The sequence below is a fragment of the Microbacterium sp. TPD7012 genome (assembly GCF_003075395.1).
Classification (GTDB): domain Bacteria; phylum Actinomycetota; class Actinomycetes; order Actinomycetales; family Microbacteriaceae; genus Microbacterium.
This window is the reverse complement of the sequence record NZ_QDFV01000002.1, coordinates 243,164-257,917: the sequence shown is the minus strand read 5'-3', so window position 1 is coordinate 257,917 and position 14,754 is coordinate 243,164. Positions and strand designations below refer to the sequence as shown.

At 69.6% G+C, this 14,754-nt stretch carries 11 protein-coding genes; 7 read left to right on the top strand and 4 right to left on the bottom strand.

The features are described 5' to 3' along the window. Window positions 1-71 precede the first annotated feature (71 nt). A complete protein-coding gene (locus DC434_RS05255) occupies window positions 72-956 on the top strand; it encodes an SMP-30/gluconolactonase/LRE family protein (RefSeq protein ID WP_116634237.1) in 885 nt (294 codons plus the stop codon). A gap of 3 nt (window positions 957-959) precedes the next feature. After that, the gene (locus tag DC434_RS05250; protein WP_116634236.1) at window positions 960-1,919 is read left to right on the top strand and encodes a DUF4862 family protein; all 960 of its coding nucleotides are present in this window, start codon (window positions 960-962) and stop codon (window positions 1,917-1,919) included. 38 nt (window positions 1,920-1,957) lie between these two features. Here DC434_RS05250 and DC434_RS05245 read toward each other — a convergent pair whose 3' ends face one another. Then, window positions 1,958-2,821, bottom strand: coding sequence for an NAD(P)-dependent oxidoreductase (locus DC434_RS05245; protein ID WP_116634235.1), 864 nt, complete (start codon window positions 2,819-2,821; stop codon window positions 1,958-1,960). Window positions 2,822-2,914: 93 nt separating this feature from the next. On the opposite strand from DC434_RS05245, the gene DC434_RS05240 reads away from it, so the two are divergent. Next, complete coding sequence (locus DC434_RS05240) at window positions 2,915-5,551, top strand: glycoside hydrolase family 78 protein (RefSeq protein ID WP_116634234.1); 2,637 nt, start codon at window positions 2,915-2,917, stop codon at window positions 5,549-5,551. A 33-nt stretch (window positions 5,552-5,584) separates the two neighbouring features. Here DC434_RS05240 and DC434_RS05235 read toward each other — a convergent pair whose 3' ends face one another. Continuing rightward, the gene (locus DC434_RS05235) at window positions 5,585-6,592 is read right to left on the bottom strand and encodes a LacI family DNA-binding transcriptional regulator (RefSeq protein ID WP_207769909.1); all 1,008 of its coding nucleotides are present in this window, start codon (window positions 6,590-6,592) and stop codon (window positions 5,585-5,587) included. Between the two features lie 57 nt (window positions 6,593-6,649). Then, window positions 6,650-9,187: an alpha-L-rhamnosidase gene (locus tag DC434_RS05230; RefSeq protein WP_116634233.1), complete on the bottom strand. Its 2,538-nt coding sequence runs from the start codon at window positions 9,185-9,187 to the stop codon at window positions 6,650-6,652. A 289-nt stretch (window positions 9,188-9,476) separates the two neighbouring features. Here DC434_RS05230 and DC434_RS05225 point away from each other — a divergent pair, with 289 nt between their 5' ends. The 3 genes from DC434_RS05225 to DC434_RS05215 all read left to right on the top strand — a co-directional run bounded on the left by DC434_RS05225 (window position 9,477) and on the right by DC434_RS05215 (window position 12,685). Continuing rightward, window positions 9,477-10,793: an ABC transporter substrate-binding protein gene (locus tag DC434_RS05225; protein WP_116634232.1), complete on the top strand. Its 1,317-nt coding sequence runs from the start codon at window positions 9,477-9,479 to the stop codon at window positions 10,791-10,793. Between the two features lie 72 nt (window positions 10,794-10,865). Continuing rightward, window positions 10,866-11,777, top strand: a complete 912-nt coding sequence (locus DC434_RS05220; RefSeq protein WP_116634231.1) for a sugar ABC transporter permease — start codon at window positions 10,866-10,868, stop codon at window positions 11,775-11,777. 68 nt (window positions 11,778-11,845) lie between these two features. Then, on the top strand, window positions 11,846-12,685 hold the full coding sequence (locus tag DC434_RS05215) for a carbohydrate ABC transporter permease (RefSeq protein WP_165808027.1): 840 nt from the start codon (window positions 11,846-11,848) through the stop codon (window positions 12,683-12,685). Between the two features lie 6 nt (window positions 12,686-12,691). Here DC434_RS05215 and DC434_RS05210 read toward each other — a convergent pair whose 3' ends face one another. Further along, the gene (locus DC434_RS05210; protein WP_165808001.1) at window positions 12,692-13,474 is read right to left on the bottom strand and encodes a nucleotidyltransferase domain-containing protein; all 783 of its coding nucleotides are present in this window, start codon (window positions 13,472-13,474) and stop codon (window positions 12,692-12,694) included. 107 nt (window positions 13,475-13,581) lie between these two features. Between DC434_RS05210 and rhaI the strand changes: the two genes are divergently transcribed. Continuing rightward, window positions 13,582-14,748: an L-rhamnose isomerase gene (gene rhaI, locus DC434_RS05205; protein WP_116634228.1), complete on the top strand. Its 1,167-nt coding sequence runs from the start codon at window positions 13,582-13,584 to the stop codon at window positions 14,746-14,748. Window positions 14,749-14,754 lie beyond the last annotated feature (6 nt).

Here is a 14,754-nt window from a genome sequence, read left to right as displayed (position 1 = left end):
ATCTCCTCGCCGCGAGTGCTACGGTCGGTTCTGAACCGTTTCAGCGCAAGTTTATTCATAGGAGAATTCACATGTCAACGGCATCCGCACCGAGTCTGATCGCGTCAGGAGCCGAACTCGAGCGCCTCGCCGACGGCGCCGAGTGGAGCGAAGGCCCGATCTGGCTGCCCGCGATCCGACGACTGCGCTGGAGCGACATCCCGAACAATCGCATCCTCGAGTGGGATGCGGCCACCGGCGAGGTCTCGACCTTCCGCCAGCCCGCCGAGTACACGAACGGGCGCGCACTGGACCACGAGGGCCGGGTCGTGCAGTGCAGCCACGGCCGACGCGCGATCGAGCGCGAGGGAGCGGCAGGACCCGAGGTGATCGTCGACCGCTGGAGCGGCGGCCGGTTCAACTCCCCGAACGATCTCGCCGTGGCAGCCGACGGGGCGATCTGGTTCACGGATCCGCCGTACGGCATCCACCCCAGCGGTCGCGAAGGACACCCGGGCAACTCCGAGTACGACGCCTGCTTCGTGTTCCGCTGGGATCCCATCACCGGCGAGGCGGAACCGGTCGTCACGACCATGGTGCATCCCAACGGCATCGCGTTCTCCCCCGACGGCTCCCGGCTCTACGTCGCCGACACGGGGTTCTACGCCGACCACCCGGAGGCCCAGCAGGTCCTCGTGTTCGAGGTCGACGGGGCGACGGTCGTCGGCGACGGACGGGAGTTCGCGAAGCCGCCGATCGGTGCCTCCGACGGGTTCGCGGTCGACCGCGAGGGCCGGCTCTGGAGCTCGGCCGGCGACGGGATCTACGTCTACGCACCGGACGGCGAGCTGCTCCACCACGTCGCCGTACCCGAGACCGTCTCGAACTGCACGTTCGGCGGCGACGACGGCCAGGACCTCTTCATCACGGCCTCGACGAGCCTCTACCGGATCCGCACCACGACGACCGCGGTCTGAGCGATGTTCACCTACGCCGCCTACAACGCCGCTCCGGCCGAGCTCGCCGCTTCCGCGCAGGAGGAAGGCGAGTGGTACCGCCTCCTCCGCGCGGAACCGCTCATCGGCGGGCTCGAACTCGGATTCCTGCACGGCCTGCATCCGCGCGGCGTCGAGCGACTCCGCTCCCTGCTCGATCCCGGATGGCGGAACATCGTCACCGCGATGCCGCACACGCTCGCGATCGTCGCCGAGGACCGCTCCTATGGACTCGCCTCCGCCGACGCGGGCGGTCGCCGTCGCGCCGTCGACGACGTGGCACGGCTGCACGACGAGGTCTTCGCGCTGCGTGCGGCGCTCGGTCCGCTCGCCGTGACCGCGGTCGAGCTGCAGTCCGCTCCCCTGGCCGCCACCGGAGCAGCGGGCGGCACGCACCTCGCCGCGTCGCTCACCGAGATCGCCGGCTGGGACTGGGCCGACGTGCGGCTTCTGGTCGAGCACTCGGATGCGTCGACGTCGACCCACCCTCCGGCCAAGGGGTGGCTGTCGCTGGACGACGAGATCGACGCCGTGCGCACGGCCACCGAGCGCAGCGGCGCCGCCATCGGCCAGGCCGTCAACTGGGGCCGCTCGGTCATCGAGACGCGCATGCCGCGCGGTGCCGTCGAGCACCTCGAGCGGCTGCGTGCGGCGGGGACGCTCTGGGGCTTCACCGTGTCCGGCGTGTCGGACCAGGCCACTTCGCGCAGCCTTCCGTGGGAGGACGTTCATCTGGCCGTCGCCGACGTCGACCCGGAGTCGCTCCTCACCGCGGCGGCTCTCGCCGATGCCGTGGCCGTCGCGAAGCCGGCGAGCCTCCGACAGGTGGGGGTGAAGGTCGGGGCGCCGGCGGCACCGACGAACCTCGCCGAGAGACTGGCACCCGGCCTCGGCACGCTGCGGACTCTGGCCGGAGCCTGGTCGCACGTCGCCCCGAGCCCATGACGGGCCTCGATAGGCGAAGGCGCGGCTCCGGGAGCCGCCTAGGGGGCCGAGTGCTGTGCCGCCGCATACTCCTCGCGCCACAGGTGGGCGGGCTCGAATCCGAGCCGGTCGCGCGCCTTGTCGATCGACATCAGGGTCTCGAACTCGCCGAGCCCTTCCCGCAGCGGGACCCCCGGGTAGTTGCGCGCCGCGTACTCGGCGGTCGGCATCGACACCCCGGAGTCGGACGCCGCGACGTTGTAGACCTCGAAGCCGGGGGACGCGTGCTCGAGCGCGAGGGCGACGGCGGTGGCCGCATCGCGCGCGTCGACGTAGGTGCCGAGCAGGTCGCGGCGGTAGTCGGCGGCACCGGCCCGCTCGAAGGTCGCGTACTCCCCTTCCGCGACGACGTTGGTGAACCGCAGCGCGGTGATGCTCGTCCCCTCGGCCCAGTGCACGAGCTGTGCGGCGATCGCCTCCTCGGCGACCTTGCCCAGCGCGTACGTGTTGTTCGCCTCGACGTACCCCTCGTCCACCGGAAGCGTCGTCAGATTCGCGAAGTCGGGGAAGCCCATCGCCGTGATGCTCGACGCCTGCACGATGGTGCGGATGCCGGCGCGGAGGGCGCCGTGGAGCACATGGAACGTGGCGTTCATGTTGTTCGTGAACGTGGCGGCATCAGGGACGAGTCCGTTCACGGGCAGCGCGGCGAGATGCACGAGGGCCTCGAGGCCGTCGTGGCGGGCCGTGACGCCGAGCAGCGCGTCGAGCACCTGCCCGTAGTCCTGCAGATCCACCCGGACGAAGCCGAATCCCGGCTCCCCGACGATGTCGAATCCCACGACCTCGTGGCCGTCGGCGCGCAGCCGCTCCACGGTGGCACGCCCGAGCTTTCCCGAACTGCCGGTGACGACGACGCGCATGGGGATCCTTTCGTTCCCCCCTATCCTCCCGCCCGCACTTGAAACGTGTCAATCCATCCGCGATGATCGAGACACACCCCGATCTGGAGACTCATGAGCATCGTCGTCGCTGCGCCCACGTTCGAGCACCACCGCCACGCCCTCGGCATCGGCGAATCCGCTCCCCGCATCTCCTGGAAGACGCAGGCGTCGGCGGGATGGAGGCAGGCGTCATACGAACTCGAGGTGACACGCGGCGACGAGGTGTCCACCGCCTCCGCCACCGACGAAGACTCGGTCCTGCGCGCGTGGCCGTGGCATCCGCTCGCCTCGCGGGAACGCGCGGTGGTGCGCGTCCGCGTCTCGGGCGACGACGGCTCGGTCTCGGACTGGAGCGAACCCGCGGCGGTCGAGGCTGGGCTGCTCGAGCCCGGGGACTGGTCGGCGCTGGCCGTCGGCGCGAACTGGAACGAGAACCCGCTCAGCGACGAGCGCCGCCCGTCCGTGCTGCGGCGGGACTTCGCCGCGCGAGGAGGACTCGTGTCGGCCCGCCTGTACGTCACCGCGCACGGCGTCTACGAGGTCGAGATCAACGGCAACCGTGTCGGCGACGATGCGATGTCCCCCGGCTGGACGCCGTACCGGCAGAAGCTCCGCTACTACACCTACGACGTGACCGACGCGATCGACGAGGGTCCCAACGCCATCGGGGCCTGGCTCGGCGACGGCTGGTACCGCGGACGCATGGGCTGGCGCGGAGGCTTCCGCAACGTCTTCGGCACCGACCTCTCGCTGCTGGCGCAGCTGGAGCTGCGCTACGCCGACGGCTCGACCGAGACGATCGTGACAGACGGCGACTGGCGTGCGGCGCCGAGCCCGATCCTGCACACCGGGAACTACGACGGCGAGACCTACGACGCGCGCGTCGCCGCCGAGATCGCGGGCTGGTCGCGGCCGGGCTTCGACGCCGCCGGCTGGTCCCGGGTCGTCGCGGCACATCGCGACCCCGCGACCCTCACCGCCCCGGAAGGCCCGCCCGTCCGCTGCACGCAGGAGGTGGCCCCGGTCGAGCTGCTCACGACGCCCAGCGGCCGGCGCGTGCTCGACTTCGGTCAGAACCTCGTCGGGCGTCCGCGCTTCCGCGTCACCGGGCAGGCGGGCGACGTCGTGCGCTTCCGCACCGCCGAGGTGCTGCAGCAGGGCGAGATCTACACGCGCCCGCTCCGCGACGCGAAGTCGACGGACGAGTACGTCCTCGCCGGAGACGGCGTCGAGGAGTGGGAGCCGCGATTCACATTCCACGGCTTCCGGTACGCGGAGATCGAGTGGCCCGGAGACGCGGACGCACTCGATGCTGCGGTCGCGGCAGGAGACATCGTCGCCCGGGTCTACCACACCGACATGGAGCGCACGGGGTGGTTCGAGTCGTCGAACGCCCAGGTCGACCGGCTGCACGAGAACGTCGTCTGGAGCATGCGGGGCAACTTCCTCGACATCCCCACGGACTGCCCGCAGCGCGACGAGCGGATCGGCTGGACCGGCGACCTGCAGGTGTTCGCTCCGACGGCATCCTTCCTGTACGACGTCTCGGGGATGCTCTCGAGCTGGCTGAAGGATGTCGCGATCGAGCAGCTGCCCGACGGCACGGTTCCCTGGTACGTCCCGGTGATCCCCGCCGACAAGCAGTGGACGCCGATCCGCCCCGGCGCGGCGTGGGGCGACGTCGCGACCTTCACGCCGTGGACCCTCTACGAGCGATTCGGGGACACCCGCATCCTCCGCGACCAGTACGAGAGTGCGAAGAAGTGGGTCGATCTGCTCGAACGGCTCGCCGGCGAGGATCGGCTCTGGGACGAGGGCTTCCAGCTGGGCGACTGGCTCGACCCCGCGGCCCCGCCCGAGGACCCGGCGGATGCGACGACCGACCGCTACCTGGTCGCGACGGCGTACTTCGCCCGCTCCGCGGACCGCGTCGCCCGCATGGCCGAGGTGCTGGGTCACGACGACGACCGGGCGCGATACGCGGAGCTCGCAGCCGAGGTGCGCGCGGCGTTCACGGCGACCTACGTGCGCGAGGACGGCCGGATGACCAGCGATGCGCAGACCGCCTACTCGCTCGCGATCGCCTTCGAGCTGGTGTCGGATGAGCATCTCGCGACGGCGGGGGCCCGTCTGGCCGAGCTCGTGGAGGAGGCGGGGCACCGCATCGCCACCGGCTTCGTCGGCACACCCCTCGTCTCCGACGCCCTCACCGTCACCGGCCACGCGGATGCCGCATACGACCTGCTCCTGGAGACCGAGGCGCCGTCGTGGCTCTATGCGGTTCTGCAGGGCGGGACGACGATCTGGGAGCGCTGGGACAGCCTCCGCCCCGACGGCACCGTGAACCCCGGCACGATGACGTCGTTCAACCACTACGCCCTGGGCGCGGTGGCCGACTGGCTGCATCGGACCGTCGCCGGGCTCGCGCCCGCAGCCCCGGGCTACCGGTCGATCCGCTTCGCCCCGACGCCGGGCGGCGGGTTCACGCACGCGCGCGCCGCGCACGAGACGCCCTACGGACGGGCCGAGATCGCCTGGCGCGTCGACGGCGGATCACTGCGGGTCGATGTCACCGTGCCGACGGGCACGACCGCGACCGTGGAGCTCCCCGGTGGCGAGCGCCACGAGGTGGGCAGCGGCAGCCACCGCATCGAAGGCGCCTGGAGCGCTCGCACCCTGTCGGCATCCGGCGACGACTCGCGGAGCTGATGACGGCGAGACCGTCGTCCATCGGACGGCGGGTCAGCCGGCGGTCGAGGCGCGCACGACGAGCTCGGGGCGGAATCGCACGTTCCGCTCGTACTCGCCATCGGGATCGTCGATCGACCGCAGCAGGAGATCGACCGCCGTCTGTCCGATGAGCCGCGCCGGCTGCCGGATCGAGGTCAGCGGCACGACCGTGGCCGACGCGAAGTCGATGTCGTCGTAGCCGATCAGCGCGATCTCCTCGGGCACGCGCACGCTCCCGAGGATCGTGAGCGCCTGCAGCAGTCCCACCGCGAGGAGGTCGTTCGCCGCGAACACCGCGTCGGGACAGTGGGCCCCGGCCCTCGCGACGATCGACTCGCCGGCCTCCCGTCCGTGCAGGACGGTCAGCGCCGGAACCTCGATCACCTCGAGCTCGGCCTCGGGCACCTCGGCGACCGCGCGTCGCGCGCCCGCGAGACGGTTGGCGACCTGGGTGAGCGAACCGGGGCCGGCGAGGAAGGCGATGCGTCGGCGGCCGATCTCGAGCAGATGCCTCGTGGCCAGGTACCCGCCCTCGACGTCGTCGACGGAGACGGAGCAGAACCCGCTCCCGGGGATCTCGTGGTCGACCAGGACCACCGGGGTGCCGGCATCGGCGAGCCTCCGGATCCCGGCGACATCGTCGGAGGACGGCGTGATCAGCACCCCGTTCACCCGCTGCTCGCGGAAGAGATCGAGGTAGCCGTTCTCCCGCGCGGCATCCTCGTCGCTGTTGCCGAGCAGGACCGAGAGGTGGTCCTCGTCCGCGCGAGCCTCGGCGCCGCGGGCGACGTCGGCGAAGAACGGGTTGCCCGCGTCGAGCACGATGAGCCCGATGCTCCGGCTGCGACCGGCGCGCAGCTGACGCGCAGCGTCGTTGCGCACGAAGCCGAGCTTCTCGATCGCGTCGCGCACGCGCTGTACGGTGCCCTCGGCGACCTTGTCCGGCCGGTTCAGGACGTTGGAGACGGTGCCGACGGAGACGCCGGCGGTCGCGGCCACCTCGCGCACGCTCACTGCCAACGGGTGCCCCTTCCTGTCGTGCACTGTCCGCGAGTGTACGGCACGCCGCAGCCCCGCCTACTCCTTGTCCTCGGCTCGCCGCGCGCTCACCGCGGTCGAGACCCAACGGTGACTCCCGGAGCCGACGACGTGCCGTCGGCCATCCGGCAGCACGACATCCGCCTCGGTGTTCGCCGGAACCTGCGCGTCGATCACGACGCCGCCGTCGGAACGCTCCCATCGCACGCGCGCCTCTCCGTACGGGGTCAGGTGCACGGCCTCGGCGAAGTCGAACCCGTCCAGCGGATGGGGCTCGATAGCGAGACGCGCGTATCCCGGCGCCGCGGGCGCGAGTCCCGCGAGGGTGCGGTGCAGCCAGTCCGCGATCGCCCCGAGCGCGTAGTGGTTGAACGAGGTCATCTCGCCGGGGTTGATCGTGCCGTCCGGCAGCATCGAGTCCCAGCGCTCCCAGATCGTCGTCGCCCCCATCGTCACCGGGTACAGCCAGGACGGGTTCTCGGTCTGCGTGAGCAGCCGCTGCGCGACATCGATGTGCCCCGTGCGGGTGAGGGCGTCCGCGATGATGGGCGTCCCGACGAACCCGGTGCCGATCCGGTGGTCACCCTGCGCGGTGAGCTCCGCAAGCCGGTCGCCCAGAGCCTGCCGCCGCCCGGGATCCACGATGTCGAACACGATGGCGAGGGAGTAGGCGGTCTGCGCATCGGATGTCATCCGCCCCTCTGCCGAGACGTACGCCCCGAGGAAGGCGAGCCGCACCTCTTCCGCGATCCGCGCGTACTCCGCCGCGTCGTCGTCTCTGCCGAGCAGCGCGGCCGTCCGCGCGGTGAGGTCGGCGGAGCGGAACACGTAGGCGGTCGCGACGATGTCGGCGGACGTCTTCGCGTCTGCCGGTCGCTCCGGCGGAGCATCCGGGTCCAGCCAGTCCCCGAACTGGAACATCCCCTCCCACAGCCGCCGCTCGCCGGACAGCCCGACGACGGCATCGGTCCAGCCCTTCATGCTGTCGTACTGCCGTTCGAGCGTCTCGAGGTCGTCGAACCGCTCATGCAGGACCCAGGGCACGACGGTCGCGGCGTCGCCCCAGGCCGCAGCCGGCTGCGCCGGCCCGAGCACGTTCGGGACGACGAACGGCACGACGCCGTCGACCTGGTCGATCGCGAGATCACGCAGCCAGGAGTCGAGGAATCCGCGTACGTCGTAGAGGAAGCTCGCGGTGGGCGTGAACACCTGGATGTCGCCGGTCCACCCGAGTCGCTCGTCACGCTGCGGGCAGTCGGTCGGCACCGACAGGAAGTTGCCGCGAAGACCCCACACGACGTTCTCGTGCAGCCGTCGGACGAGCGGATGCGAGGTGTCGAACCACCCGGTGCGCTCCATGTCGCTGTGGATCACGACGGCCGTGACGTCGGACGGATCGAAGGCACCCGGCCAGCCGTCGATCTCGGCGTAGCGGAATCCGTGGAAGGTGAACTCGGGCTCCCACACCTCGACGCCCCCTCCGGCCAGCGTGTACCGGTCGGTGGCGGCGGCGGCGCGCAGCGGACGCGTGCCGAGCTCACCGTGCTCCAGCACCTCCGCATGCCGCAGGGTGACCACCTGTCCCGCCTCGCCGTCGACCCGGATGCGCAGCCGCCCGACGAGGTTCTGCCCGAAATCCACCACCGTCCTCCCGGAGGGGGTCGTGATGACCTCGACGACCGGGAGCTCCTCGATCCGCCGGACGAACGGCGAGACGCGGGCGCCCGGCACCGGCACGTCCTCGACCACCGCGACCGGCGCCCACGCCGACGCGGCGAGGCGGGCGTCGTGCTCCTCCCCGGCATACAGGCCGCTGGCCGTGATCGGGCCGGGGGCGCTCTGCCAGTCGGCATCCGTCACGATCGTCTCGGTGCGCCCGTCGGCGTATTCGATGACGAGCTGCGCGGCGAAACGGGGCTGATCGCCGTAGACCGTGGCCGCCTCGTCGCGGAAGCCGTAGCGTTCCGTCGCCCACGCTCCCGCGAGTCGCACCGCGATGGTGTTCTCGCCCGCAGAGAGCAGTCCGGTGACGTCGGTCGTCTCGTGCACCGTGCGGGCCTGGAACGGCGTCCATCCCGGCTTCAGCAGCTGGTCGTCGACATCGACGCCGTTGATCGACACCTGATAGACGCCGACCGCCGTCGCATACAGCGTGGCGCGACGCACGTCACCGTCGAGCGCGACCACGCGTCGCAGCTCGGCCGGCTCCGCCGAGGATGCGGGGGCCGCGACGCCGATGCTCTTCGCCTGCCACTCCCCGTCGGCGAGGAAGCCCGCGACGATGCGCCGCGGGGTGCTCCACTCCGACACCGCACCGTCGGCACCGGTCACGCGCACGCGCAGGTGCACCTCCTCGCGCGGACGCAGCGGGCGGAACGGCCAGCGGATGCGGACCGACTCCCGTCCGCTGACGACGTGCGTCTGCACGCCGTCGCCGGTGAGTTCGAGCTCCGCGGCATCCTGCGTCCATCCCGGCGCGGAGGCCTCGGTCGCCCAGCTGATCGCCGGAGCGGCCACGGCGACCGCATCGCTGCGGTACGGCGCGTCCACGTCGACGCGCGCCACTGTCAGAGTCATTCTTCCCGCCTTCATGTCAGGTCACGGTCATCATTCCCCGCGTGCGCTTCATCGCGGCACACGAGTCGATCCTGAAACGATTCATGATCGGATGTCAAGGTCCGGATGCCGAGCGACGCCGCAGCGCCCGTACGGAGCCGGACGCAGGTTCTGACGATTCGGTGACAATCGTTGACTCTCACTCCGGATCGTCGTACGGTACCGACGTTGAATGGTTTCAACCCTTCGACGCCGAACGCTCTCAGTGCAGAGATCGTCACAAGAGTCAGCTTTTACATGGAGGTAAAGGATGGACAACACCCGTAGTCGAAGGGTTCTCCTCGCCGCAGCAGGCGTCGCAGCCCTCGCCGTCCCGCTCGCCGCCTGCAGCACGGGCGGAGGAGGCGAGAGCGCCGACGGCAGCGTCGAGATCACCTTCCTCGTCCCGAACGCGGGGACGAACGTCGAATCCGCCGAGGCCATGATCGCGGCCTTCGAGGAGGAGAACGCCGACATCACCGTCAAGGTGGAGTCCCAGCCGGCCGGCACCGAGGGCGACAACCTCATGAAGACCAAGCTCGCCACGGGCGAGATGGCCGACGTGTTCTGGTACAACTCCGGTTCGCTGTTCCAGGCGCTGAACCCGGACCAGAACCTCGCCCCGCTCACCGACGAGCCCTGGGTCGGCGACATGCAGGACACCATGAAGGCCGTGGTCGAGACCGAGAACGGCGTCTACGGCGCACCGTTCGGCGCGACCCAGGCCGGTGCCGTCGTCTACAACAAGAAGATCTACGCCGATCTCGGCCTCGAGGTCCCGACGTCGTGGGACGAGTTCGCGTCCAACAACGCCGCGATCAAGGCGGCAGGCATCACCCCGGTCATCCAGACGTACGGCGACACGTGGACCAGCCAGCTGTTCGTGCTCGGCGACTTCGGCAACGTGCTCGCGCAGGATGCCGATTGGGGCAGCGAGTACACGGCCGGCGAGCGCAAGTACGTCGACGAGCCCGCGCTGGCCGGCTTCGCCAACCAGCAGGAGGGATTCGAAGAGGGCTGGTGGAACGAGGACTTCGCGTCCGCCCTGTACGACGACGGAGCGCGGATGGTGGCGACCGGCGAGGGCGCGCATTACCCGATCCTCACCGGGATCGTCTCGACGTTCCAGCAGAACTTCCCCGACCAGATCGAGGATGTCGGCGTCTTCCCGCTGCCGGCGCAGAAGGCCGAGGACACCAAGCTGACCGTCTGGCTCCCGAACGCGGTGTACGTGCCGAAGACCACCGAGGGCGCACAGCTCGAGGCGGCGAAGAAGTTCGTCGCGTTCATCAACTCGCCGGCCGGCTGCGACGTGCAGAACACCGCGATGGTCCCCTCCGGACCCTACGCGATCAGCACCTGCGAGCTCGGCGACGACGTGCCCGGCCTGCTGAAGGACATGCAGGTGTACTTCGACGAGGACAACACGAACCCCGCCCTCGAGTTCCTCTCCCCCATCAAGGGACCGAACCTCGAGAACATCACGGTCGAGGTCGGCAGCGGCATCCGCTCCGCCGAGGACGGCGCCGCACTCTACGACGAGGACGTGAAGAAGCAGGCCCAGCAGCTGGGCCTCGACGGCTGGTGATCGACGACTGATCCCGGGGTGCGGGCCCTGCACGGGGCCCGCACCCGCCGACCTCACTCGACGGAGAGACCCATGACCGCCATCGCGACGCCACCCGCCGCCAAGACCTCGCCCCGGGGGCGAAAGGGAATCAGGAGCTCCTACCCGACGTGGTTCTACATCCCGTCGGCGGTGCTCTACATCGTCCTGTTCGCCATCCCGACCTTCGCCTCGTTCTACTTCAGCCTCACCCGCTGGTCGCTGTTCGACATCCAGTTCATCGGCTTCGACAACTACGTCCAGTTCTTCACCGAGCCCATGCTCGTGCAGGGCTTCGTCAACACGTTCGTCTACGGGTTCGTGACCTCCGCCCTGAAGGTGGTCCTCGGGCTCGGACTCGCGCTGCTGCTGACGGGCTCCATCCTCGGCCGCGGCTACCTGCGGTCGACGATCTTCTTCCCGGTCCTGGTCTCCACCGTGGGGATCGGCATCACGTTCAAGGTGCTGATGGATCCGTTCGACGGTCTCATCAACCAGAGCCTGTCGCTCATCGGCGTCGAGGGGCCCGGCTGGCTCACCGATCCGGCCTGGGCGCTCATGTCCGTCGCGCTCGTCGACGTCTGGAAGGGCGTGGGCATCGCGACGCTCATCTTCATCGCCGGCCTCGTCGCGATCCCGCAGGAGTACTTCGAGGCGGCCAAGGTCGACGGCGCCGGAGCCTGGCAGCGATTCAAGAACATCACGCTCCCGCTCGTGCAGCCCGCGACCGCGACCGTCATCCTGCTGTCGCTGATCGGCGGACTGCGGTCCTTCGAGCTCATCTGGGCCATGACCAAGGGCGGCCCCGGCTTCACCAGCGACGTGATCGCCTCGGTCATCTACAAGCAGTACCAGGCGGGCTTCTACGGTCTGTCCACCGCGGGCAACGTGGTGCTCTTCCTGGTGGTCACCGCGATCATCGTGCCGATCCAGTACATCCTCAACAAGAGGCAGGTGGAGCAATGACCCTCACCCGCACCATCACGACGGCCGGTGCGTCGAAGGCGAGGATCCGTCGCCAGGACCGCCGTCCGATGACCCCACGGCGGTTCCTCAGCCGCTACGTGGTGGGGATCATCGCGATCATCGCGTCGATCATCGTCTTCATCGTCCCGTTCGCGTTCATCGTGCTCACGGCGGCGAAGAACCCGGCAGAGGCCTCGCTGTTCGAGTTCTCGCTGCCGGCGCAGGGCTGGTACCTGTGGGAGAACGTCGTCACGGTCCTCGAGACCCGCGACTGGATGCTCGTGCGCGCGTTCATCAACTCGACGGTGCTCACCGTGGCGAGCGTCGCGATCATGGTGGTCTTCGCCGCCATGGTCGGGTACATCCTGCAGCGCCGCAAGTCGCGCTGGAACCACGTGATCAACGTCTTCGTGCTGGCCGGCCTCATCGTCCCGCCCGCCGTGGTGCCGACGATCTGGGTCCTGCAGGGCATCGGGCTCTTCAAGACCATGCCGGGCATGATCCTCATCGAGGCGACGTTCGGCCTGAGCTTCTGCATCCTGCTGTTCCGCGCGTTCATCTCGACGATCCCGCGCGAGCTCGACGAGGCGGCGGTGATCGACGGCGCAGGCCCCCTGCGGCTCTTCTTCACGGTCGTGATGCCGCTGCTCAAGCCCGTCGCGATCACGGTGATCGTGGTGCAGTCCGTCGCGGTGTTCAACGACTTCACCGGACCGCTCTACTTCCTGCCCGGCGACGCGAACGCGACTGTGCAGCTGACGCTCTACAACTTCCAGAGCCAGAGTCTGAGCCAGTGGAACCTGCTGTTCATGAACATCCTGCTCATCACCATCCCGCCGCTGGTCATGTACATCTTCTTCAACCGGCAGATCGTGGCGGGCATGACGAGCGGCGCCGTCAAGGGCTGACCGGTGTCAGAAGTACTCCGCCGGCGTCGTGCCGCGCAGCCACGCGAGCTCGTTGTCGCGGATGAAGATCGAGAGGGATTCATCGCGCGTCTGGCCGCCGCCCAGCCAGTCGTCCAGGATCGTCGTCAGCGCCTCCGCGGATGCCGTGGACGGCTCGGCGACCAGGCGGTCCCAGGCCGCGACGAATCCGTCGGCGCTGGGCACCTCCCGGACCAGTCGGTGGATGTACTTCGGCCCCGGCATCAGCCGGTGGTCGGCCGCGATCGCGGCGCGCGCCGCCGCGAACGCCAGGTGCACGGCCGCGTGCTGGAGCAGGAAGGGGTCGTCGCGCTCCTCGGCCTGCCGGAGGAAGTATCCGCCGTGCAGGTGCGCCTGGGCGATGTGCGAGCTGACACGGCCCGCCCAGACCTCGTCGTCGAGGGCGCTGACCGCCTGGACGAGGGGCTCCAGCTCATCGGTGCGGGTGAACGCGACGCGCGCTCCGGCGAACGACGCCCTGGTGGGGTCGTCGGCACGATCGACCGCCGTGCGCAGATAGGCGAGGTCGGCGAGCTTCACGTCGATGTACGAACCCGGGTAGTCCACGCCATGTCGATCGATCCACGCCCATCGGTCTTCGGCGCCGGCACGGGCGAACGCCTCCTCGGTGACGACGAGGTAGACGTCGACATCCGAGTCGTCCCGCTCCGTCCCCCGCGCCAGCGAGCCGATGAGGACCACGCCGAGGACCTGCGGGTCGGCGGCCACCTGCGCGACGTACGCGGACAGCGCGCGTTCCTGATGTTCCATAGCGACACCGTAGCGCCGCAGTTGCGGAGTCCCTTCATCCGTCCTATTGTTGAAACGATTCATTACGCGGTCGACGTCGACCGCGCCGACACCGAAGGCAGCGCCTCATGAGCATCCTCTCGACCGACAATCTCGCCGCTCTCGAGCAGCAGGGCATCGAGCTCCCCAGCTGGGCGTTCGGCAACTCCGGCACCCGCTTCAAGGTGTTCGGCACGCCGGGCACGCCGCGCGATCCGTGGGAGAAGATCGCGGATGCCGCGCAGGTGAACGCCTACACCGCCCTCGCTCCCTCGGTCGCGCTGCACATCCCGTGGGACCTCGTCGACTCCTTCGACGACCTGCGCAAGCACGCGGAGGACCACGGCGTCGCACTCGGCACCATCAACTCCAACACGTTCCAGGACGACGACTACAAGTTCGGCGCCCTCACGCACGAGGATGCGGCGATCCGGCAGAAGGCGATCGACCACCACCTCGCCTGCATCGACGTCATGGACGCCACCGGCAGCCGCGACCTCAAGATCTGGCTCGCCGAGGGGTCGAACTACCCGGGTCAGGCCGACCTCCGCGGACGCCAGGACCGCCTGCAGGAGTCGCTGCAGAAGATCTACGACCGCCTCGGCGACGACCAGCGCCTCGTGCTGGAGTACAAGTTCTTCGAGCCGGCTTTCTACCACACCGACGTCCCCGACTGGGGCACGTCCTACGCCCAGGTGAGCGCGCTCGGCGACAAGGCCATGGTCTGCCTCGACACCGGGCACCACGCGCCCGGCACCAACATCGAGTTCATCGTGATGCAGCTGCTGCGCCTCGGCAAGCTCGGGTCGTTCGACTTCAACTCCCGCTTCTACGCCGACGACGACCTCATCGTCGGCGCGGCCGATCCGTTCCAGCTGTTCCGCATCCTCTTCGAGGTCATCCGCGGCGGCGGGCTGAACAACCCGGATGTCGCGTTCATGCTCGACCAGTGCCACAACGTCGAGGACAAGATCCCCGGCCAGATCCGCTCGGTGCTGAACGTGCAGGAGATGACGGCCCGCGCGCTGCTCGTCGACCGCGACGCTCTGACCGCGGCGCAGAAGTCCGGCGACGTCCTCGCCGCGAACGCCGTCTTCATGGACGCGTTCTACACCGACGTCCGCCCGGCCCTGGCCGAGTGGCGCGAATCGCGCGGCCTCGCCGGCGACCCGATGGCCGCGTACGCGGCATCCGGCTACCAGCAGAAGATCGCCGCCGAGCGCGTGGGCGGCGTGCAGGCCGGCTGGGGCGCCTGAGCACCC

What these genes read in the sequence shown, in the direction of transcription:
- DC434_RS05255 (WP_116634237.1), top strand. Translation starts at nt 72, where the DNA reads ATGTCAACGGCATCCGCACCGAGTCTGATCGCGTCAGGAGCCGAACTC.
- DC434_RS05245 (WP_116634235.1), bottom strand. Translation starts at nt 2,821, where the DNA reads ATGCGCGTCGTCGTCACCGGCAGTTCGGGAAAGCTCGGGCGTGCCACC.
- rhaI (WP_116634228.1), top strand. Translation starts at nt 13,582, where the DNA reads ATGAGCATCCTCTCGACCGACAATCTCGCCGCTCTCGAGCAGCAGGGC.
- DC434_RS05230 (WP_116634233.1), bottom strand. Translation starts at nt 9,187, where the DNA reads ATGACTCTGACAGTGGCGCGCGTCGACGTGGACGCGCCGTACCGCAGC.
- DC434_RS05250 (WP_116634236.1), top strand. Translation starts at nt 960, where the DNA reads ATGTTCACCTACGCCGCCTACAACGCCGCTCCGGCCGAGCTCGCCGCT.
- DC434_RS05210 (WP_165808001.1), bottom strand. Translation starts at nt 13,474, where the DNA reads ATGGAACATCAGGAACGCGCGCTGTCCGCGTACGTCGCGCAGGTGGCC.
- DC434_RS05240 (WP_116634234.1), top strand. Translation starts at nt 2,915, where the DNA reads ATGAGCATCGTCGTCGCTGCGCCCACGTTCGAGCACCACCGCCACGCC.
- DC434_RS05220 (WP_116634231.1), top strand. Translation starts at nt 10,866, where the DNA reads ATGACCGCCATCGCGACGCCACCCGCCGCCAAGACCTCGCCCCGGGGG.
- DC434_RS05225 (WP_116634232.1), top strand. Translation starts at nt 9,477, where the DNA reads ATGGACAACACCCGTAGTCGAAGGGTTCTCCTCGCCGCAGCAGGCGTC.
- DC434_RS05215 (WP_165808027.1), top strand. Translation starts at nt 11,846, where the DNA reads ATGACCCCACGGCGGTTCCTCAGCCGCTACGTGGTGGGGATCATCGCG.